We start from the raw sequence: 21,191 nt of genomic DNA on the forward strand, positions 1-21,191 counted from the left end.
TCATGACCGCCCCTCAGTCGCTTCACGCTCAAGCCATTCCCGACAACCTGCTGAGCCTCGATGCCCGCCGTCACAGCCGCCTGGGCCGCTGGCTGGTGATCGGCGGCTTTGGCGGTTTCATCCTCTGGGCAGCCCTGGCGCCGCTGGACAAAGGCGTGCCGGTGTCGGGCAACGTGGTGGTCGCCGGCAGCCGCCAGGCGGTGCAGCATCCCACCGGCGGAACTATCGAACGCCTGCTGGTGCACGATGGCGACAGCGTCAGCGCCGGCCAGGTGCTGGTGCAGATGGACGCCACCCAGGCCCAGGCCCAGCATGATTCGTTGCGGGTGCAATACGTCAACGCCCGGGCCAGCGAGGCGCGCCTGCAAGCTGAGCGTGACGGCTTGGAAAGCATCACTTTCCCGGCCGAGTTGCAGGCACTGGTCAGCGAGCCATGGGTCGCCACCGCCCTGGAACTGCAACGCCAGTTGCGCAGCAGCCGCCGCCAGTCGCTGGACATGGAACTGGCCGGCCTGCGCGAAAACATCGCCGGCGCCGAGGCCATGCTGGCTGGCGTGCAGGGCTCGATGAGCCACAAGCAGGAACAGCGCGCCGCGCTTGCCGAGCAATTGCAGGGCCTGCGCGAACTGGCCCGTGACGGCTATATCCCGCGCAACCGCCTGCTCGACAGCGAACGCCTGTACGCGCAGATCAACGGCGCGATTTCCGAAGACCTGGGCAATATCGGCCGCAGCCGCCGCCAGGTCCTGGAGCTGAAACTGCGCATGGCCCAACGTCAGCAGGAATACCAGCGCGAAGTCGGCCAGCAGCTGAGCGACATGCAGTCCAGTGCTGAAGACCTCGGCAACCGCCTGCGCAGCGCCGCCTTCGAACTGGCCAACACCCAGCTGCGCGCCCCGGCCAGCGGCACGGTGGTGGGCCTGAGCGTGTTCACCAATGGCGGGGTGATTGCCCGTGGTCAGCAACTGATGGAGATCGTCCCGATGGACGCGCCCTTGCTGATCGATGCGCGCGCCCCGGTGGAGCTGGTCGATCGCCTGCATCCGGGCCTGCCGGTAGAGATCATGTTCGTCGCCTTCAACCAGAGCAAAACTCCGCGCGTCGATGGCGAACTGACCCTGGTCTCGGCCGATCGCCTGGTCGATGAGCAAACCCAGCAACCTTACTACCAGGTGCGCGCCAAGGTCAGCGATGCCGGCTTGCAGCAACTGGCCGGCCAGGACATTCGCCCCGGCATGCCGGTGCAAGCCTTCGTGCGTACCGGCGAGCGCTCGATGCTCAATTATCTGTTCAAGCCGTTGACCGACCGGGTGCATGTCGCCCTGGCGGAGGAATGATGTCGATGCGTGCGATGTGCTGCCTGCTGTTGCTGGGTGCCAGCCTTTCGGCCGCCGCCGTCGACCTGGGCGATGCCTATGCCCTGGCGGTGCGTAACGATCCGGTCTTCCATGCCGCCATCGCCGAACGCGATGCCGGCCTTGAGAGCCGCGCCATTGGCCGCGCGGCGCTGCTGCCGAACCTGTCCTACCGCTACAACAATGCCCGCAACGACTCCGAAGTGACCCAGACCAACGCCCGCGGCAACGTCACCAGCCAGCGTGACTACCGCAGCTATTCCTCGACCCTGACCTTGCAACAGCCGCTGTTCGACTATGGCGCCTGGGCCGAGTACCGCCAGGGCGTGGCCAAGGCGCTGTTGGCCGACGAGCGCTTTCGCAGCCGCAGCCAGGAACTGGCGGTGCGGGTGTTCGCCGCCTACAGCGAAGCACTGTTCGCCGACGAACAGATCGCCCTGGCCCAGGCCCAGCGGCGCGCTTATGCCGAGCAACTGCAATTGAACCGGCGCCTGCTCAAGGGCGGCGAGGGCACCCGCACCGACCTGCTGGAAACCCAGGCCCGTTACGAACTGGCCCAGGCCCAGGAAATCGAAGCCAGCGACAACCTCGATGCGGCCTTGCGGAGCCTGCAGGCGATCATTGGCGAACCGCTGGAAGTCGCCGACCTGGCGCCCTTGAGTGGCGAATTTCGCGTTCAACCTTTGCAGCCTCTGGGTTTTGAAAGCTGGCGCGACCTGGCGGTTGCCCACAACGCCGAGCTGGCCTCCCAACGACACGCCCTGGTTGCCGCCGACTACGCCGTCGAGCGCCAGCGCGCCGGTCACCTGCCAACGTTGAGCGCCTACGCCAGCAACGGCAAATCCAGCTCAAGCTCGGAAAGCAGCTACGACCAGCGCTATGATACCGACAGCATCGGCATCCAGATCAGCCTGCCGCTGTTCGCCGGCGGCGGGGTGTCGGCCGCGACCCGCCAGGCAGCTGCCGAGCGTGACAGTGCGCGTTTCAGCCTCGACGGGCAGATCGCCGATACCGTCAACCAGCTGCGCAAGCAATTCAATCTCTGCGCCAGCAGCACGGCGAAGATCCGTGCCTATGAACTGGCAGTCAGATCCGCCCGCGGCTTGATTAGCGCTACGCGCAGAAGCGTGGCCGGCGGTGAGCGGGTCAACCTCGACGTGCTCGATGCCGAGCAGCAGCTCTACAGCGCCCGCCGCGACCTGGCCCAGGCGCGCTACGACTACCTGCGCGCCTGGCTGCAGTTACGTTATCTGGCCGGGGTGCTGGAGGCGCAGGATTTGCAGCAATTGAATGGCTATTTTAAGAGTCGCTCGCAGGGCCTGGCGGGACGCTGAGATCAGCTTGCCGTTTGACATGCAGCAATCAGGTGTTTGACTTGTCGTTCGCCAGGTTTTGACATAATTGCTTAGCTGCTTTGTTGGTATGTCCAATAAAAACGGGGCTTTCATGTGCTATGTTTTGACTTGCTGTGGAAGCGCTCTAGAGATAATTTGACATGCCGACTTTCAAACACCACGAACTGGAACTGCTCAACCCGTCCTTCGATTCGCCGTTGGTGGATGTCTTGACGGAGCTTGAGCACTTACGCCGCTATCAGCTTGCGGGCACCACGCCTCCCAGTCTGTTCTTTCAGCTCAAGAGCATTTTCCACCTTCTGGAAAGCTTGGGTTCGGCACGAATCGAAGGTAATCACACGACACTTGCGGATTACGTCGAAAGCAAAGTGGAGGGGACTGATTCAGCATCGGACCAGCTTCGCGAAGTATCCAATATCGAAAAGGCGATGACTTTCGTTGAGGATCATTTCAGTGAGGCAGATGACGTAGGCCTGCACCTGCTGCGTGAGTTGCATGCCATTACCGTCGACGATCTCGACAGAGAAGGCGATCGAACCCCAGGGAGTTTTCGCTCGGACCAGGTACGTATTGCCCAGTCGAAGCATTTCCCGCCCGATGCAGTGCAGGTTCAAGGTTACATGGAGGAGCTGGTTGCCTTCATCAATCGTAGGGATCCGCAAAAGTACGACCTGATGAAGGTGGCAATCGCTCATCATCGATTCGGCTGGATTCACCCGTTCAGTAATGGCAATGGCCGTGTGGTGCGATTGCTGACCTATGTGATGTTGATCAAGTACGGATTCAACGTCGCTGCTGGCGGGCGTTTGCTCAACCCCACGGCGGTGTTCTGCAATGACCGTGAACGCTATTACGAGATGCTTGGCGAGGCAGATTCAGGCACCGCCGAAGGGTTGGAGCGCTGGTGCGAGTATGTTCTGAGGGGCATTCTCGACGAACTCAGGAAGCTGGATCGATTGTTGGACTACAGCTATCTGAAACAGGCCATCCTGGCACCAGCCCTGGCCCACGCCCGTGAGCGGACATTACTTACCGAGCTTGAATACGGAGTCCTGCGCTTGTTGCTCGACAGTGACGGTGCAATTGCCAGGTCGAGTGATCTGGCCGCAGCAATGCCAGGGCTCAAGGGCCCTCAACGCACGTACCAGATCAAAAAACTGGTTGAGCGTGGCATGCTTGTCCCCATCAAGCCCAGCGCACGACAATACACATTGGGCTTTTCGCACAGCTATCTATTGCGCGGAGTAATACGTGCGTTGACTAACGAGGGATTCATTACCCAGCAGCTGTCATCGGCGCAACACTAGCGACTCGATAGAAAAGGCCGGTGCATGTGCACCGGCCCCGAAGATTCAACCGCTAACTCATTCAGTGTTCCGAAACCGTCTCTCGTCGCGCCGGCGGTTCTCCATGCTCGCCCTCGCTCATCACCGGCACTTCTATGCCCTCGGCGTTGAACAGCTTGCCATCTTCGAAGTAGTCACCATCGCGCAGGGCGGAGATGTCCGAGTAGTGGATGGTGCGTTCGTAAGCGGCAGCGAACACCGACTGCTGGTCGGAGTTGCCGGTGGTGAAGTGGTTGAACACCAGGTTGAGGACGATAGCCATGATCGCTGCCGAGCTGATGCCGGAGTGGAAGATGGTCTCGAACCAGTTGGGGAACTGCGCGTAGAAGTTCGGCGCAGCGATCGGGATCATGCCAAAGCCCAGGGAGGCGGCGACGATGATCAGGTTGACGTTGTTCTTGTAGCTGACCTTGGACAGGGTTCGGATACCGCTGGCGGCAACGGTGCCGAACAGCACGATGCCGGCGCCACCGAGTACCGAGGTCGGCACCGCGGCAATCACCCGGCCCATGATCGGCAGCAGGCCGAGCACTACCAGGATCACCCCGCCGGTGGCCACCACGTAGCGGCTCTTGACCCCGGTCACGGCCACCAGGCCGACGTTCTGGGCGAAGGCGCTCTGGGTGAAGGAGCCGAAGATCGGCGCCAGGATGCTCGAGGCCATGTCGGCGCGCAGGCCGTTGCCCAGGCGTTTGGAGTCGACCTTGGTGTCGATGATTTCACCGACTGCGAGGATGTCCGCCGAGGTTTCCACCAGGGTCACCATGATCACGATGCACATCGACAGGATGGCGGCGATGTGGAAGGTCGGCATGCCGAAGTGGAACGGCGTCGGCATCGCCACCAGCGGGCCGTCGAGGACCTTGCTGAAGTCAGCCATGCCCAGCGACCAGGCAATCAGGGTGCCGATGACCATGGCCAGGAGGATCGACAGCCGCGAGATGGTCGCGCTGCCCAGCTTGCTCAGCACCAGGACGATGACGAAGGTCAGCCCGGCCAGGCCGATGTTGGCCATACTACCGAAATCCGGGGCCTTGCTGTTGCCGCCCATGACCCAGCGCGCGGCCACTGGCATCAGGGTCAGGCCGATGGTGGTGATGACGATGCCGGTCACCAGCGGCGGGAAGAACTTGGTGATCCGTGAGAACACCGGGGTAATCAGAAAACCGATCAGCGACGCCGCCATGACCGCGCCCAGTACCCCGGGCAAGCCACCGCCACCTTCACTGCTGAGAATTGCGCCCATGGTTGCTACACCGGCGAACGACACGCCCTGCACCAGCGGCAGCTGGCAACCGAACCACGGCAGGCCGAGGGTTTGCAGCAGGGTGGCGAGGCCACCGGCAAACAGCGAGGCGGCGATCAGCAGGCCGATGTCGGCAGGGCCCAGGCCGGCCGCCTGGCCGAGGATCAACGGCACGGCGACGATACCGCCGTACATGGTCAGAACATGCTGCAGGCCATAAGCCAGGTTGGCGCCAAGGCCCAGGTTCTCGTCTTCGGGACGCTGGGCTGAAGACGTGCTAGGGGAGGACGTATTCATGGGGCAAGTTCTCAGTTTTATTGTTGTGGCGCTACTGTAGACAAGTCCTACACGTGAATGCCAGAACAATTGTATACAATTTTTAGATTTGCGTAGGAACAGTCCTACCCATGGTTTGGCTTCAGGGCTGGATGCAGATTCTGTTCCAAGAGCCACAGGCCAGCGCCACAGGGCCTCGTGCGGGCACCGTGGGGCTGGCTATAAAGCTGTCCAAACGGACAAGAAAGGTATTTGGGGGAAGGTAGGTAGGAAGCTAAGAGTTTCTAAACTTCGATCAGTTGGTGGAACTCGCGCTCCAGTTCGGTGCGATCGGCCAGATTAAGCTCGATCAGGCGGCACAGATGCTCCAGCGAAGGCAGGTCGATGTGCAGGCAGATAAAGCCGAGCTGCTGTTCATCGATATGGCGCAGTTGCACCTGCATCTCGACCTGCGCGCCTTCACCCAGGTGAATCACCGCATCGAACAGCTCTTCGAGGTCGGCGTCCCAGGGTTCGGGGTATTCGATCAATATGCCCTTGAGGGAGATGTCCAGCAGGCTGACCTGCCAACGGTGTTCGCCTTGCACCAGTTCGGTGGGGGCGTCGAAGGCAATGCGTTTGAAACGTCGACGTTCTTGGTGGTCGCTCATGTTCAGGCACTCCGGGGTTCTTCCTGACTATAGCTCAGCACTTGCCAAGGCCCGCGCAAGGGCGCATAACGAGATTTGTTCAACCACGCTGGAGGGCTCTAGACCAACGTGGGGGCTGGCCTTTCCTGCCAGTATCGCTAGACTCGAAAGGCTGTCTTTTATCCACTAGCTGGAAGCAAACCATGAACAACAATAATAGCCTGCTACGCCACATTCCGTGGCTGGCGCTGGCAGTCATAGGAGCCTGTGCGCTGGGTGTGGTTGCCCTGCGTCGTGGCGAGGCCATCAACGCCTTGTGGATCGTCGTCGCCTCGGTGGCCATCTACCTGGTCGCCTACCGCTACTACAGCCTGTTCATCGCCACCAAGGTGATGCAGCTGGACCCGCGTCGGGCCACCCCGGCGGTGGTCAACAACGACGGTCTGGACTACGTGCCGACCAACAAACACATTCTTTTCGGCCACCACTTCGCCGCGATTGCCGGCGCCGGCCCGTTGGTCGGTCCTGTGCTGGCGGCGCAGATGGGCTACTTGCCCGGTACGCTCTGGCTGATTGCCGGGGTGGTGCTGGCCGGTGCGGTACAGGACTTCATGATCCTGTTCCTCTCCACCCGCCGCAACGGCCGCTCGCTGGGTGACATGGTCCGTGAAGAAATGGGCCGGATCCCGGGCACCATCGCCCTGTTCGGCTGCTTCCTGATCATGATCATCATCCTCGCGGTGCTGGCGCTGATCGTGGTCAAGGCCCTGGCCGAGAGCCCGTGGGGCATGTTCACGGTGATGGCGACCATCCCGATCGCGATGTTCATGGGCATCTACATGCGCTACATCCGCCCGGGCCATATCGGCGAGATCTCGCTGATCGGCGTGGTGCTGCTGTTGCTGTCGATCTGGCTGGGGGGCCAGGTTGCCGCCGACCCGGTCTGGGGCCCGGCGTTCACCTTTACCGGCGTGCAGATCACCTGGATGCTGGTGGGCTACGGTTTCGTCGCCGCCGTGCTGCCGGTCTGGCTGGTGCTGGCGCCGCGTGACTACCTGTCGACCTTCCTCAAAATCGGCACCATCGTTGGCCTGGCCATCGGCATCCTGATCATCGCCCCGGAGCTTAAAATGCCGGCGCTGACTCAGTTCACCGACGGTACCGGCCCGGTGTGGAAGGGCACCCTGTTCCCGTTCCTGTTCATCACCATTGCCTGCGGCGCGGTATCGGGCTTCCATGCGCTGATTTCCTCAGGGACCACGCCCAAGCTGCTGGATAACGAAGTCAACGCCCGCTACATCGGCTACGGCGGCATGCTCATGGAGTCGTTCGTGGCGATCATGGCCATGGTTGCCGCTTCGGTGATCGAGCCTGGCGTGTACTTCGCCATGAACAGCCCGGCCGCGGTGGTCGGCTCTGATGTCGTCTCGGTAGCGCAAACCGTCAGCAGCTGGGGCTTTGCCATCACCCCTGATGCCCTCGAAGCGGTCGCCAAGGACATCGGCGAGCACACCATCCTGGCCCGTGCCGGCGGTGCGCCGACCCTGGCAGTGGGTATCGCGCAGATCCTTCACCAGGTGCTGCCGGGTGAAAACACCATGGCCTTCTGGTACCACTTCGCGATCCTGTTCGAGGCGCTATTCATCCTCACAGCGGTGGACGCCGGTACCCGTGCCGGGCGCTTCATGCTCCAGGACCTGCTGGGCAGCTTCGTGCCTGCGCTCAAACGCACCGAATCGTGGGGCGCCAACCTGCTCGCCACCGCCGGTTGCGTGGCGCTCTGGGGCTACCTGCTGTACCAGGGCGTGATCGATCCGCTAGGTGGTATCAACACCTTGTGGCCGCTGTTCGGCATCTCCAACCAGATGCTCGCCGGTATCGCCCTGATGCTCGGCACGGTGGTGCTGATCAAAATGAAGCGCCAGCGCTACATCTGGGTCACCTTGCTGCCTGCGGTATGGCTGCTGATCTGCACCACCACCGCCGGCTTCATCAAGCTGTTCGACCCGAACCCGGCGGTTGGCTTCCTGGCCCTGGCCAACAAGTACAGCGCCGCGCTCGACGCCGGCCAGGTGCTGGCCCCGGCCAAGGACATCGGGCAGATGCAGCACGTGATCTTCAACGCCTACACCAACGCGGCCCTGACCGGCCTGTTCCTGTTCGTGGTCTTCAGCATTCTGTTCTTCGCCCTCAAGGTCGGCATCGCTGCCCTGGGCAAAAAAGAGCGGACTGACAAAGAGTCCCCGTTCCAGGCCCTGCCGGATGCGTAACCCAAGAGGAATGCAGTGATGTTCAACGATCTCGGTCGACTGGGTAAGTACCTGGGGCAGGCAGCCCGCCTGATGGTCGGCATGCCCGACTACGACAACTACGTCGAGCATATGCAGACCAAGCACCCGGACAAGCCGGTAATGACCTACGAGGAGTTCTTCCGCGAACGCCAGGAGGCACGTTACGGCGGCAAGGGTGGGCCAAAGTGCTGTTGAAAAGCGGCATGCAAGGCCAGTGACAAAGCTGTGGGAGCCCGGTTCGCGCCGGGCTCCCACAGTCATTTTCAGCGTTCAGGAGTATTCGGTTTGTTACCTCCAATTCCCGTTACCGTGCTCAGCGGCTTTCTCGGCGCCGGCAAGACCACCTTGCTGCGCCACCTGCTCAAGGCCGAGCACGGCCTGAAGATTGCCGTGATCGAAAACGAATTCAGCGATGCCGGCATCGATACCCAACTGCTCGGCGACGAGCCGGTGCAGGTCATGACCCTGGCCAACGGCTGCGTGTGCTGCAGTATCCACACCGACCTGACCAAGGCGCTGTTCCTGCTGCTCGAGCGCCTGGACAGCGGCGAGATCGCCTTCGACCGGCTGGTGATCGAATGCACGGGCCTGGCCGACCCGGCGCCGGTGGCGCAAACCTTCTTCATCGATGAAGAGCTGCGCGAGCGCTACATCCTCGACGGCATCATCACCCTGGTGGATGCCGCGCACGCCGATCAGCACCTGACCCAGGCCATTGCCCAGGCCCAGGTCGGTTTTGCCGACCGCCTGCTGGTGAGCAAGACCGATCTGGTCGACGCCGCCAGCTTCCAGGCCTTGAGCGAGCGCCTGGGGCGGATCAACCGCCGTGCGCCGATCCGGGTGGTGGAACACGGCAAGATCGATCTGGCCGAGTTGCTCGATGTGCGGGGTTTCAACCTCAATGCCAGTCTGAACGTGCGCCCGGTAGTAGCGGCGCCGAGTGTCGACCGGATCTCCAGCATGGTCCTGCGCACCGACCTGCCGCTGGATATCGACCGCCTCAGCGAGTTCATGAACCAGTTGCTTGAAGAGCACGGCAAGCAACTGCTTCGCTACAAGGGCGTGTTGAACATTGCCGGCGAGGATCGGCGCCTGGTGTTCCAGGGGGTGCTCAAGCTTTATGGCTTTGATTGGGATACCGAGTGGGCAGAGGGGGAAGTGCGCGAGAGTGTGATGGTGTTCATTGCCGACGATTTGCCGGAGGCGAAGATTCGCGAAGGGTTTGAGGCTTTGACTCTGTAGGAGCGGGCTTGCCCCGCGATGCGATGGTGCGATCACTATTGCATCGCGGGGCAAGCCCGCTCCTACAGGTACAAAAAGCCCGGCTCTAGAGCCGGGCTTTTTCACATCACAACTGAGCTTAGTTGCCGTATACCGGCAGCTTGGCGCAGATGGCCTTGACCTTCTCGCGAACGGCGTCGATCACCGCTTCGTTGTTCAGGTCGGCGAGGATGTCGCAGATCCAGCCTGCCAGTTCTTTACACTCGGCCTCTTTGAAGCCACGAGTGGTCACAGCCGGGGTGCCGAAGCGCAGGCCGGAGGTGACGAACGGCGAACGTGGGTCGTTCGGTACCGAGTTCTTGTTGACGGTGATGAAGGCGCGACCCAGGGCGGCGTCGGCGTCTTTACCGGAGATTTCCTGCTTGATCAGCGACAGCAGGAACAGGTGGTTCTGGGTACCGCCGGAGACCACGTCAAAACCGCGCTCGATGAACACACCGGCCATGGCCTGGGCGTTCTTCACCACTTGTTGCTGGTAGGTCTTGAACTCAGGCTGCAGCGCTTCCTTGAAGCAGATGGCCTTGGCGGCGATCACGTGCTCCAGCGGGCCGCCCTGGGCGCCCGGGAATACTGCGGAGTTGAGCTTCTTCTCGATCTCGGCGTTGGCACGCGCGAGGATCAGGCCGCCACGTGGACCGCGCAGGGTCTTGTGGGTAGTGGTGGTGACCACGTCGGCGAATGGCACCGGGTTCGGGTACACGCCTGCAGCGACCAGGCCGGCAACGTGGGCCATGTCGACGAACAGGTAGGCACCGACCTTGTCGGCGATTTCACGGAAGCGTGGGAAGTCGAGGATCTGCGAGTAGGCCGAGAAACCGGCAACGATCATCTTCGGCTTGTGCTCGACCGCCAGGCGCTCGACTTCGTCGTAGTCGATCAGGCCGTTGGCGTCGATGCCGTACTGGATGGCGTTGTACAGCTTGCCCGAGGAGCTGACGTTGGCGCCGTGGGTCAGGTGACCGCCGTGGGCCAGGCTCATGCCCAGGATGGTGTCGCCGGCCGACAGCAGGGCCAGGTAGACGGCGCTGTTGGCTTGCGAGCCAGCGTGCGGCTGGACGTTGGCGTAATCGGCGCCGAACAGCTCCTTGGCACGGTCGATGGCAAGTTGCTCGACCACGTCGACGTATTCGCAACCGCCGTAGTAGCGCTTGCCCGGGTAGCCTTCGGCGTACTTGTTGGTCAGCACCGAGCCCTGGGCTTCCATGACAGCGGGGCTTGTGTAGTTTTCCGAGGCGATCAGCTCGATATGTTCTTCCTGGCGCTGAGCTTCTTGCTCCATGGCGGCAAAGAGATCGGCGTCGTACTTGGCAATGGTCAAATCACGGCTGAACATGGCGGTCCTCAAGGATCGTGCTGAAATAGGCGGGCATTCTACCTCATCAGCTTTTGTCTGGCATATGAAAGGGCATCATGTCGCAGACAAGTGGGGCTCATGAGCGACAAGCTGCAAGCTTCAAGCGGCAAGTCAAAGGCCGATCGCGTAACGCTTCTAACTTGCCGCTTGTAGCTTAAGGCTTGTAGCTTAAGGCTTGCAGCTTCCTGCCTAATTTGTCTGGCATATGAAAGGGCATCATGTCGCAGACAAATGGGGCCCATGAGCGACAAGCTTCAAGCTTCAAGCGGCAAGTCAAAGGCCGGACGCGTAACGCTTCTAACTTGCCGCTTGTAGCTTAAGGCTTGCAGCTTCCTGCCTATTCGAACATGAACAGGGTTTCGTTGCTGAACTGCGCCTCGAACTGATGCGCCGGCATCGGTCGCCCGAACAGGTAGCCCTGCACTTCGTCACAGCCGTGTTCACGGAGGAACTCCAGCTGTTCGTGGGTCTCGACGCCCTCGGCGATCACCGCCAGGTTCAGGCTGTGGGCCATGGCGATGATCGCCCGGGCGATCTGTGCATCCTGCTCGCCCTCAGGCAGACCGTCGACGAAGGTGCGGTCGATCTTCAGCACGTCGATGGGGAACTGCTTGAGGTAGTTGAGCGACGAATAGCCGGTGCCGAAGTCGTCAACGGCGATGCTCAGGCCGAGGTTCTTCAGGCTGTCGAGGATCACCATGGCCTCGTTGACCTCGCGCATCAGGATACTTTCGGTCAGCTCCAGCTCCAGGCATGCCGGCGGCAGGCCGGTTTCCTTGAGGATGGTGGCGATGCGTTCGCCCAGTTGACCGTCGGAGAATTGCCGCGCCGAAATGTTCACCGACACCTTCGGCACCCGCACCTTGGCCTGGTGCCAGGCCTTGAGCTGGCGGCTGGCTTCCTTGAGTACCCAGTCGCCGACATCGACCACCAGGCCCAGCTCCTCGATCACCGGGATGAAATCCCCCGGCGGTACCAGCCCGCGCCGCGGATGACGCCAGCGCAGCAACGCCTCGGCACCGGTCAGGCGCTTGCCGTCGCCGCTGAACTGCGGCTGGTAATAGAGGATGAATTCGTTCTGCTCCAGGGCATGGCGCAGGTCGCTTTCCAGCTCCAGGCGCTCCAGGGCACTGGCGTTCATGTCGGCCTGGTAGAACTGGAAGTTGTTCTTGCCGCGCTCCTTGGCGTGGTACATGGCGGTGTCGGCGTTCTTCATCAACTGGCTGAGTTCGCTGCCGTCCTGCGGGCTCAGGGCGATGCCGATACTGGCGGTGACGAAAAACTCGCGGTTCTCCAGCACGAATGGCCGCACCAGGCTGCCAAGGATCTGCTCGGCCACGTGAATGGCCCGGTTCAGGGCCATTTCGCGGGTGGCGCGCGGTTGCAGCAGCAAGGTGAACTCGTCGCCGCCCATGCGCGCCACGGTGTCGTCGTCATCGACGCAGTCGAGCAGGCGCTCGGCCATGTCCTTGAGCATGCGGTCGCCCGCGGCATGGCCGAGGGAGTCGTTGATCGGCTTGAAGCGGTCGAGGTCGAGGAACATCAGCACCACCCAGGCCTTTTGTCGCTCGGCTTGCTGCAGGGCAGTGTGCAGGCGGTCCTGGAACAGGGTGCGGTTGGGCAGGTGGGTCAGGGCGTCGTAGTAGGCCAGGCGATGGATGCGCTGTTCGCTGGCCTTGCGCTCGCTGATGTCGGTAAAGAAGCACACGTAGCTGGCCAGGTCGCCTTCATCGTCGAGCACCGCGGTAATGCCGACCCAGGCCGGGTAATGTTCGCCGCTGCGGCGCTTGAGCCACACTTCACCTTCCCAGGTGCCGCGCTGGTGCAGTTGTTTGAGCACGTAGCGCAGGTGTGCATCCTGGTGCTCATCGACGGTCAGCAGGCTCGGCAACTGGTCCAGCACGTCGGCCACGGCATAGCCGCTGACGCGGCTGAAGGCTTCGTTGGCCTGGACGATGTAGCCGGCCGGGTCGGTAATGAGGATCGCCGAGGTCGAATGCTCGAACACCGTGGCGGCCATGCGCAGGTCTTTCTCGGCGCGGCGTTGCTGGCTGATGTCGCGGCCCACGCCAAGGATGCCCTCGAAGCGCTCCTGGTCATCCCAGACCAGCACCAGGCGCAGCTCGATCGGGATCTTGCGGCCGTCGGCGCGCAGGCAATCGAACAGGAACAGCTGGGTCGGCAACTGGGTGCGCAGCAGTTCCATCTGTTCGGGGTCGCCCAGGGCCTTGTTGACCCGCTCGACCAGGCTGTAGATACCGGTGAGCTGGGCCGGGTTGGCGATGGTCGAGTGCCAGCCGTTCTCGAAAATCCACTCCACTTCAAAGCCCAGCACCGCCTGGATCGACGGGCTGACGTAGTTCAGTTGCAACTGGCTGTCGGTGGAGAAGATCACGTCGCTGATACTTTCGGCGAGCATGCGGTAGCGCTGTTCGCTGTCGCGCAGAGACTCGCTGGCCTCGATCTGCTCGGTAACGTCCTTGCCGACGCCAATGATCCGCGTCACGCAACCTGCGCTGTCGCGGGTCAGGGCCTGCTCGCGGATGTCGAAACGCAGCCAGCGCTGGTCGTGGTGACGGAAGCGCAGCTGGCAATGCAGTTGCTCGACGTAGCCCGAATCGCGTTGCTGCTGGCGCAACTGGTGATAGAGCTGGGCGTCGTCCGGGTGCAGCAGCACCTCCCAGAAATGGTCGCCCATCTGCGCAAGCTCGGTGCGGCTGTAACCCAGGGTCTGGCCGAGGTTGCGGTTGCTGAAGATCATCAGCTGGCTATGCACGTCCTGGACGTACAACTGGTCGGGCACGGTGCGCACCACATCCGACCAGAAGCTTTCGCGCTCGAGCAACGACAGCTCGACCTGCTTGCGGCTGGTGATGTCGCTTATGCTGAGGATCACTGCCTGGTAATCGCGGCGCTGCTGCGGGAAACGCACCATCAGCCACAGGTGCAGGTCGTCGCCACCGGGCACCGGCAGGCGCACTTCCAGCTCCAGCTGCTGCTGGTTGTCGAGGATCGCCCCGAGGAGCTGGATGCCGATGCCTTCGTTACCGGTCTGCGAGCCTTCGACCAGGCGTTGCCAGGCACTGTCGCAACAGTTGACGCCCAGCAGTTGCAAGGCCACCTGGTTGACCTCGGTGACTTTCAGCTCCTGGAGCAAAATCCGCCGCAATGGCTGGTCGAAAGCCAGGCGCTGTTCCAGCGCCGGGCGGCTGCGCAGGCGATAGCGCTCGAGCTGGCCGGGCAGGCCCGAGAGATCTAGCACGCACAGGGCGACCCCGGTGCCTTCGAAGATATCGTGATAGCGTCGGCGGCTTTCCTGCAGCAGGCGATGGCGGCGGCGCATGTTGATCAGCGCCAGCAGCGGGATCAGCGCGCAGAACAGCCCGAGCATGCATTTGCCGATCAGCGCCGGCAGCAGTTGCTGGCGGGCAAGGCCGGCATCGAACAGGCCGCGCAGTTGCCAGGTACTGTTGTCGAGGAACGCCAGCATCACGCTTTGCAGCGGCTCGTCGCTGCCGGGGGTCGGCTGGTGGCGGTTGATGATCTCGCCGGTGCGGCTGTTTTCCAGCAGCCACAACGGGTGATTGGGGCGGTCCAGGTGGTTGGTCAGGTCGCTGTAGTAACCCGGGGCCAGGCGCAGGAACCAGTAGCCGCTGGGCGCCTCGCCCGGCTGGCGTAGCAACAGGTAGACCTGCTGGTTGTCGGCACTGTTGCTGTAATAGAAGTCGCGGCCCTGGTTGAGCCGCAGCAGTTCGTCCAGTGCCTGGTAATCGGGTGTATCCTTCAGGCTGTCGGCCTGCAGGCTGCCATCGGCACCAATCCAGGCGACGCTGAGCAGCTTGGGCTGCTGCTGGCGCAGTTGCGCGATGACCTGCGCCAGTTGCTCAGGGGCAGGCGATGAGCGGTAGGGCTGGATCTGGTTGAGCGCCACCTGGGCCTTGAGCGCCATGTTCAGGCTCATGTGGTCGGCGAGCTCGGCGCTGGCGTTCAGGCTGTGCTGGTACTGGTCAGCCTGGGTATGACGGAACTGGGCGATCAACTGCCACAGCAGCAGGCCTAGCAGCAACAGCACCAACAGGGCCAGCGCGCCTTTCAATGAGCCGCGCAGCGGCGAGCCTGACGCAGTGGCCGGCTTGCGCAGGGATGACGGCTGAGTGAGATTGGTCAAACGTTGATCCTGCGGTATGGCTGGATGGCAGGTTTAGAGCTGCTGGTTGGCAAGTGCCGCGTTCCTGGCGACGGCTCCGGTTGCGCACTATAAGCCGGACGCCCGAAGGGCGGCTAGCATGCCCGCAAACGTGGCAAAGTGCCAGCCCTGTTCGTCGGCGGTTTGCCCAACCCGGCGCATTACGGTAGCTTTGGCCCTTTCCTGGGCGCCACGGCGCCCTTCATCTGTTTCGTTTCTATTTTTTCGTCTCTGACGCTAGGTTTTTCCATGGCTCAATACGTCTATACCATGCATCGGCTGGGCAAGGTTGTCCCGCCGAAGCGGGAAATCCTCAAGAACATTTCGCTGTCCTTCTTCCCCGGCGCCAAGATCGGCGTGCTCGGCCTCAACGGCTCGGGTAAATCCACCCTGCTGAAAATCATGGCGGGTGTCGATACCGAGTTCGACGGCGAAGCCCGTCCGATGCCGGACCTGAACATCGGCTACCTGCCACAGGAGCCACAGCTGGACCCGTCCAAGACCGTGCGTGAAGTGGTCGAGGAAGCGGTCAGCGTGATCAAGGACGCCCAGGCCCGCCTGGACGAGGTCTACGCCGCCTACGCCGAGCCGGATGCCGACTTCGACAAGCTGGCCGCCGAACAGGCCAAACTCGAAGCCATCCTCCAGGCCAGCGACGGTCACAACCTCGAGCGCCAGCTGGAAGTGGCCGCCGACGCCCTGCGCCTGCCAGCGTGGGAAGCCAAGGTCGAGCACCTGTCCGGTGGTGAGAAGCGCCGTGTGGCCCTGTGCCGCCTGCTGCTGTCGGCCCCCGACATGCTCCTGCTCGACGAACCGACCAACCACCTGGACGCCGATTCCGTCGCCTGGCTGGAACACTTCCTTCACGACTTCCCGGGCACCGTGGTCGCGATTACCCACGACCGGTACTTCCTCGACAACGTTGCCGGCTGGATCCTCGAGCTCGACCGCGGCGCCGGTATTCCGTATGAAGGCAACTATTCGGGTTGGCTGGAAGCCAAGTCCGATCGTCTGGCCCAGGAATCCAAGCAGCAGTCGGCCCATGAAAAGGCCATGAAGGAAGAACTGGAGTGGGTGCGCAAAGGCGCCAAGGCACGTCAGTCCAAGTCCAAGGCCCGCCTGCAACGCTTCGAAGAAATGCAGTCGCAGGAATTCCAGAAGCGCAGCGAGACCAACGAGATCTACATCCCGGCCGGTCCGCGCCTGGGTGACAAGGTCATCGAGTTCAAGAACGTCAGCAAGGGCTATGGCGATCGCGTGCTGATCGACAACCTGTCGTTCTCCATGCCAAAAGGTGCGATCGTCGGCGTGATCGGCGGTAACGGTGCCGGTAAATCGACTCTGTTCCGCATGCTGATGGGCAAGGAACAACCGGACTCGGGCAGCATCGAGATCGGTGAAACCGTGCAACTGGCCTGCGTCGACCAGAGCCGCGAAGACCTCGACGGCAACAAGACCGTGTTCCAGCAGATCTCCGACGGCTCCGACCAGCTGCGCATCGGCACCTACGAGATTCCGTCGCGCACCTACGTTGGCCGTTTCAACTTCAAGGGCGGCGACCAGCAGAAGTTCGTCAAGGACCTCTCCGGTGGTGAGCGCGGCCGTCTGCACCTGGCCCTGACCCTGAAAGAGGGCGCCAACGTCCTGCTGCTCGACGAACCGTCCAACGACCTCGACGTCGAAACCCTGCGTTCGCTGGAGGAAGCTCTGCTGGACTTCCCGGGCGCCGCTATCGTGATTTCTCACGATCGCTGGTTCCTGGACCGCGTGGCGACCCACATCCTGGCCTACGAAGACGATTCGCAGGCGGTGTTCTTCGAAGGCAACTACACCGAGTACGAAGCCGATCGCAAGAAACGCCTGGGCGAAGCGGCTGCCCAGCCGCACCGCGTACGGCACAAAAAACTGGCATGACCCTCAGGGGTTTGCACTGAAACGGGGCCTTCGGGTCCCGTTTTTTTTGCCCGAAATTTAACCCGGCCCTGTAGGAGCTGGCTCGCCTCGCGATACGGCTTAACATGTATACACTTATACAAATGCACCATTTAATTTCATAAAAACGACATTGCGCCCTGTTGCGGTGCCGTGGCTTCTTGGTAAAGTCGAGGAAAAAACATAAGTCCAACTCCATCTGGTGAATGTCTACATGATCGAATCTGTCGAAGATTTCCTCGCCCGCCTCAAGCAACGCGACCCGGCCCAGCCTGAATTCCATCAGGCGGTCGAAGAGGTGCTGCGCAGCCTCTGGCCGTTCCTCGAAGCCAATCCCCACTACCTGCAGGCCGGTATCCTCGAGCGTATGGTCGAGCCTGAGCGGGCGATCCTGTTTCGCGTGTCGTGGGTCGATGACCAGGGCAAGGTCCAGGTCAACCGCGGCTACCGCATCCAGATGAGCAGTGCCATCGGCCCGTACAAGGGCGGCCTGCGCTTCCACCGCTCGGTGAACCTTGGCGTGCTCAAATTCCTGGCCTTCGAACAGGTATTCAAGAACTCCCTGACCTCGCTGCCCATGGGCGGCGGCAAGGGCGGCTCGGACTTCGATCCGAAGGGCAAGAGCGATGCCGAAGTCATGCGCTTCTGCCAGGCATTCATGAGCGAGCTGTACCGCCACATCGGCGCCGACCTCGATGTGCCGGCCGGCGATATCGGCGTTGGCGCCCGCGAGATTGGCTTCCTGTTCGGCCAGTACAAGCGCCTGGCCAACCAGTTCACCTCGGTGCTGACCGGCAAAGGCATGACTTACGGCGGCAGCCTGATCCGCCCGGAAGCCACCGGCTACGGCTGCGTGTACTTCGCCGAAGAAATGCTCAAGCGCCAGGACCTGCGCATCGACGGTCGCCGGGTGGCCATCTCCGGCTCCGGCAACGTTGCTCAGTATGCGGCGCGCAAGGTCATGGACCTGGGCGGCAAGGTGATCTCGCTGTCCGACTCCGAAGGCACCCTGTACTGCGAAGCCGGCATGAGCGACGAGCAGTGGGATGCGCTGATGGAGCTGAAAAACGTCAAGCGCGGCCGTATCAGCGAGCTGGCCGAACGTTTCGGCCTGGAGTTCCGCAAGGGCCAGCGCCCCTGGAACCTGGCCTGCGACATTGCCCTGCCATGCGCGACGCAGAACGAACTGGACGCCGAAGACGCCCGCACCCTGCTGCGCAACGGCTGCCTCTGCGTGGCCGAAGGCGCCAACATGCCGACCACCCTCGAGGCTGTGGATATCTTCATCGAGGCCGGCATCCTCTTCGCCCCGGGCAAGGCCTCCAACGCCGGCGGCGTGGCCGTCAGTGGCCTGGAGATGTCGCAGAACGCCATGCGCCTGCTGTGGACCGCCGGTGAAGTGGACAGCAAGCTGCACAACATCATGCAGTCGATCCACCACGCCTGCGTGCACTACGGCGAAGAGAACGGCCGCATCAACTACGTCAAAGGCGCCAACATCGCCGGCTTCGTCAAGGTTGCCGATGCCATGCTGGCCCAGGGCGTGGTTTAAGTCTCGGGCTCGACGGCGACGACCTCGGGTGCTTGCGGCCTATTTGTGTCGATAGGCGCGCGCGGCGTCGCGATCCTTTTCTTCCTGCCACTGCTCATCGCGCTCATCCCAGTGACGGGCGCGATACTCCTGCAGGTCCTGGTTCTCCTGCATGGCGTGGCACTGGCGAAAGCCGTCGTCCCAGCCGGACTCGTACTGGCGGTTGTGCAGGTAGCGCGGCACGTCTTTGCGAAAGTCCCCGGCCATCACCCCGGCGGCCTGGCGACCGCTGCTGCAACCGTCCTGGAAGCCATCGGCATAGGCCGGTGGGTAACCTTGATTGATCAATTGCTCATGGGTTGTCTGGCAACCTGTGAGCACACCCATTACCACCATTACCAGCCAGTACCGCCGCATGTTCAGACTCTCCGCTTGCCAGGGAAAGTCTAGGCGGGCAATTGTCGGCGGCGTGTCAAAAGGATGTGATCAAGGTATTGGGGCCTTGCTAATAGTGATACCACTTGAGCTCCAGCATCACCTCGTTCTGCGCTGACGCAAGCTTGCTGAAGTCGCGGCTGGCACTCAAACGTACACCCAGATCGCGGGACAGCTCCCACTGCTGATTCAGACTCAGGCTACGGCGCACCTCGCCATTGGTGAAGTAGTCGGCCTTGGCCTCGACGCTCAGGTTGCCCAGCGGGTTGCGCCACAGCATCCCGGTATTGAAGCCTGCAGCCGGCGCAATGAAGCCGGCGAAGTCATTGTTGTGCTCGACGCGCACCGTGCCCAGGGCAAAGCCCAGTACGTCATCGGCCAACTGCCAGGTAGCGCCGGCGCCGCCATTGACGTGGCTGACCAGCACCTCGTCGCCGTGCTTGCCCAGCACTCGCTCAAGCCCCCCGGCGACCTGCCAGGACCAGGGTTGCAGCAGGGCGTTGCGCGGGGTCAGCGAGCGGATGGTCGCCAGGTCCAGGCGCTGCACCTGCCAGTCGTTGCCTTCGTACTGGCGCAGCTTGAGCTGGAGGATCTCGATCTGTGCGCCAAGGGGGAAGCCGTAGGCGTTGTCGTTGAGGTCGTGATAGGCCATGCGCAGGCCATATTCGGCGTAGGCGCGATCATCGCGGCTGCCCAGGCCCAATTGCCAGGTACGTGACTGGTGGCCGTCCTCAGGCAAGCCGGGGCGCTCGATCTCAAGCTCCGGCGGCGGGTTGCGGTTGATTGCCCGTAGCAGCTCGAAGCTGCGCTTGGTCCGCGCCGGGTCGCGCTCCTGACCGTTGGCGCGGTAACGTTCCAGGCGGTAGGCGGCGTCCTGCACCAGGGCCTGGCGCTCGCGGGGCAGGGCGGTGAACGCGGGGCTTTGCAGTTGCGCGGTGTCGGCACTGACGGCCAGCACCTGTTGCTGTTCCTCGGCCTCCAGCGGCTTGGCGCGCTCCAGCAGTTCGCGCTCGCGCGACGGCCGGTAGTCGATACGCTCGACCAGGCCGGCCTGCTTGACCGCCTTGACCGTGTCGGTGGGGATCGCGGTCAGCGGGAACTGCGAAGTCAGGTCCAGGCTCGGGCGCGCCACCTGCAGCAGCTCGAGCAGGCGGTAGGAGCAGTTTTCGTCGAAGAAGAAGTAGTCGAACTGGATCTGCTTGAGTTCCCAGACGTGCTCGACCATGCGCCCGGTTTCTTCCGGGGTCAGGTTCAGCCGGTATTCCCACAGGTCGCGGTTTTCCAGGCTACGGTACTCGGAGAGTTTCTCCTGGTAGGGCACCAGGGCGAACAGGCCCGGGTAGCCGCCCATCAGGCCCTTCCAGGCATAGAGGATGCTGTTGTCGCTGCCTTCGATATAGGCGCCGAAGTTGATCGCGTAGCTGAGCAGGGCGGTTTCGTTGCTCTGCACGTCGGCCTGGTCGATGCGTAGCAGGGTATGGCCGAACATCGACGAGGGGCTGTTGAGGTAGGCGGCCGGGAAGATCATCACCGCACTGTGCGGCGAGACGTCCTTGAACCACTGGGTGTAGTCCTTGCAGTCCGGGCTCGGCAGGTCGTTCAGTTGCAACTGCTCGCGCAGCCAGCGGGTACGTGCCGGGAACACGCACTGGGCATGTTTGTCGCCCAGGCTCGCCGGTGCGTACAGCGCCTTGACGGTGGCGCGCAGCTCCTGGTCGGGGTGATGGGCACCGTCCTGGGCAAGAAAGAAGCGTTGGTCATCGACATAGCTGCGCCAGCCGCCCAGCTTGGCCGTCTCGTAATGGCCGAGGGCGATCCAGTAGCGGTCGGCCGCCAGTTGCTTGAGGCGTGCTTCATCGAATGAAGGGGCAGCATGCAGCGGGGCGCAGGCACAGAGCGCCAGGTAGGCAAGGCGTTTGAGCATGTCGGGCAACTAAGTCTGAATGATGCCGATAGAGGCGGACAACAACCCGC

General features: G+C 62.5%; 14 protein-coding genes. 8 read left to right on the forward strand and 6 right to left on the reverse strand.

The annotated features are described in order from the left end of the window. The first annotated feature begins 2 nt into the window (after positions 1 to 2). The 3 genes from LOY37_RS03500 (at position 3) to LOY37_RS03510 (ending at position 4,017) form a co-directional block, all read left to right on the forward strand. Positions 3 to 1,337 (forward strand): HlyD family type I secretion periplasmic adaptor subunit, encoded by a 1,335-nt coding sequence (locus LOY37_RS03500; protein ID WP_093387869.1) that lies wholly within the window; start codon positions 3 to 5, stop codon positions 1,335 to 1,337. A gap of 5 nt (positions 1,338 to 1,342) precedes the next feature. Then, the gene (locus LOY37_RS03505) at positions 1,343 to 2,689 is read left to right on the forward strand and encodes a TolC family outer membrane protein (protein WP_258716315.1); all 1,347 of its coding nucleotides are present in this window, start codon (positions 1,343 to 1,345) and stop codon (positions 2,687 to 2,689) included. A 161-nt stretch (positions 2,690 to 2,850) separates the two neighbouring features. After that, positions 2,851 to 4,017, forward strand: coding sequence for a Fic family protein (locus LOY37_RS03510; RefSeq protein WP_258716316.1), 1,167 nt, complete (start codon positions 2,851 to 2,853; stop codon positions 4,015 to 4,017). A 61-nt stretch (positions 4,018 to 4,078) separates the two neighbouring features. Here LOY37_RS03510 and LOY37_RS03515 read toward each other — a convergent pair whose 3' ends face one another. After that, positions 4,079 to 5,599, reverse strand: a complete 1,521-nt coding sequence (locus LOY37_RS03515; protein ID WP_045195912.1) for a nucleobase:cation symporter-2 family protein — start codon at positions 5,597 to 5,599, stop codon at positions 4,079 to 4,081. 263 nt (positions 5,600 to 5,862) lie between these two features. Then, the gene (locus LOY37_RS03520; protein ID WP_045195914.1) at positions 5,863 to 6,228 is read right to left on the reverse strand and encodes a PilZ domain-containing protein; all 366 of its coding nucleotides are present in this window, start codon (positions 6,226 to 6,228) and stop codon (positions 5,863 to 5,865) included. A 182-nt stretch (positions 6,229 to 6,410) separates the two neighbouring features. On the opposite strand from LOY37_RS03520, the gene LOY37_RS03525 reads away from it, so the two are divergent. The 3 genes from LOY37_RS03525 (at position 6,411) to yjiA (ending at position 9,740) form a co-directional block, all read left to right on the forward strand. Further along, on the forward strand, positions 6,411 to 8,477 hold the full coding sequence (locus LOY37_RS03525) for a carbon starvation CstA family protein (RefSeq protein ID WP_045195915.1): 2,067 nt from the start codon (positions 6,411 to 6,413) through the stop codon (positions 8,475 to 8,477). Positions 8,478 to 8,495: 18 nt separating this feature from the next. After that, positions 8,496 to 8,693, forward strand: a complete 198-nt coding sequence (locus LOY37_RS03530) for a YbdD/YjiX family protein (RefSeq protein ID WP_010226397.1) — start codon at positions 8,496 to 8,498, stop codon at positions 8,691 to 8,693. A 90-nt stretch (positions 8,694 to 8,783) separates the two neighbouring features. Further along, entirely contained in the window at positions 8,784 to 9,740 is a 957-nt protein-coding gene (gene yjiA, locus LOY37_RS03535) for a GTPase (protein ID WP_093387875.1), read from the forward strand. Between the two features lie 118 nt (positions 9,741 to 9,858). Here the strand turns inward: yjiA and glyA are convergent, their stop codons facing one another. Continuing rightward, positions 9,859 to 11,112 (reverse strand): serine hydroxymethyltransferase, encoded by a 1,254-nt coding sequence (gene glyA, locus LOY37_RS03540; protein WP_093387878.1) that lies wholly within the window; start codon positions 11,110 to 11,112, stop codon positions 9,859 to 9,861. A 358-nt stretch (positions 11,113 to 11,470) separates the two neighbouring features. Then, positions 11,471 to 15,301 (reverse strand): EAL domain-containing protein, encoded by a 3,831-nt coding sequence (locus LOY37_RS03545; RefSeq protein WP_093387881.1) that lies wholly within the window; start codon positions 15,299 to 15,301, stop codon positions 11,471 to 11,473. A 267-nt stretch (positions 15,302 to 15,568) separates the two neighbouring features. Between LOY37_RS03545 and ettA the strand changes: the two genes are divergently transcribed. Next, the gene (gene ettA, locus LOY37_RS03550; RefSeq protein WP_045195926.1) at positions 15,569 to 17,233 is read left to right on the forward strand and encodes an energy-dependent translational throttle protein EttA; all 1,665 of its coding nucleotides are present in this window, start codon (positions 15,569 to 15,571) and stop codon (positions 17,231 to 17,233) included. 232 nt (positions 17,234 to 17,465) lie between these two features. After that, positions 17,466 to 18,803 (forward strand): NADP-specific glutamate dehydrogenase, encoded by a 1,338-nt coding sequence (gdhA, locus tag LOY37_RS03555; RefSeq protein WP_045196574.1) that lies wholly within the window; start codon positions 17,466 to 17,468, stop codon positions 18,801 to 18,803. 39 nt (positions 18,804 to 18,842) lie between these two features. Here the strand turns inward: gdhA and LOY37_RS03560 are convergent, their stop codons facing one another. Both LOY37_RS03560 and LOY37_RS03565 read right to left on the reverse strand, forming a co-directional pair. Then, on the reverse strand, positions 18,843 to 19,199 hold the full coding sequence (locus LOY37_RS03560; RefSeq protein ID WP_045195929.1) for a lipoprotein: 357 nt from the start codon (positions 19,197 to 19,199) through the stop codon (positions 18,843 to 18,845). Between the two features lie 88 nt (positions 19,200 to 19,287). Then, complete coding sequence (locus LOY37_RS03565; protein ID WP_258716317.1) at positions 19,288 to 21,141, reverse strand: DUF4105 domain-containing protein; 1,854 nt, start codon at positions 21,139 to 21,141, stop codon at positions 19,288 to 19,290. Between the last annotated feature and the right edge of the window lie 50 nt (positions 21,142 to 21,191).

The organism is Pseudomonas sp. B21-012 (assembly GCF_024749305.1).
In the GTDB taxonomy this organism is placed as follows: Bacteria; Pseudomonadota; Gammaproteobacteria; order Pseudomonadales; family Pseudomonadaceae; genus Aquipseudomonas.

What these genes read in the sequence shown, in the direction of transcription:
- LOY37_RS03500 (WP_093387869.1), top strand. Translation starts at nt 3, where the DNA reads ATGACCGCCCCTCAGTCGCTTCACGCTCAAGCCATTCCCGACAACCTG.
- LOY37_RS03505 (WP_258716315.1), top strand. Translation starts at nt 1,343, where the DNA reads ATGCGTGCGATGTGCTGCCTGCTGTTGCTGGGTGCCAGCCTTTCGGCC.
- LOY37_RS03510 (WP_258716316.1), top strand. Translation starts at nt 2,851, where the DNA reads ATGCCGACTTTCAAACACCACGAACTGGAACTGCTCAACCCGTCCTTC.
- LOY37_RS03515 (WP_045195912.1), bottom strand. Translation starts at nt 5,599, where the DNA reads ATGAATACGTCCTCCCCTAGCACGTCTTCAGCCCAGCGTCCCGAAGAC.
- LOY37_RS03520 (WP_045195914.1), bottom strand. Translation starts at nt 6,228, where the DNA reads ATGAGCGACCACCAAGAACGTCGACGTTTCAAACGCATTGCCTTCGAC.
- LOY37_RS03525 (WP_045195915.1), top strand. Translation starts at nt 6,411, where the DNA reads ATGAACAACAATAATAGCCTGCTACGCCACATTCCGTGGCTGGCGCTG.
- LOY37_RS03530 (WP_010226397.1), top strand. Translation starts at nt 8,496, where the DNA reads ATGTTCAACGATCTCGGTCGACTGGGTAAGTACCTGGGGCAGGCAGCC.
- glyA (WP_093387878.1), bottom strand. Translation starts at nt 11,112, where the DNA reads ATGTTCAGCCGTGATTTGACCATTGCCAAGTACGACGCCGATCTCTTT.
- ettA (WP_045195926.1), top strand. Translation starts at nt 15,569, where the DNA reads ATGGCTCAATACGTCTATACCATGCATCGGCTGGGCAAGGTTGTCCCG.
- gdhA (WP_045196574.1), top strand. Translation starts at nt 17,466, where the DNA reads ATGATCGAATCTGTCGAAGATTTCCTCGCCCGCCTCAAGCAACGCGAC.
- LOY37_RS03560 (WP_045195929.1), bottom strand. Translation starts at nt 19,199, where the DNA reads ATGCGGCGGTACTGGCTGGTAATGGTGGTAATGGGTGTGCTCACAGGT.
- LOY37_RS03565 (WP_258716317.1), bottom strand. Translation starts at nt 21,141, where the DNA reads ATGCTCAAACGCCTTGCCTACCTGGCGCTCTGTGCCTGCGCCCCGCTG.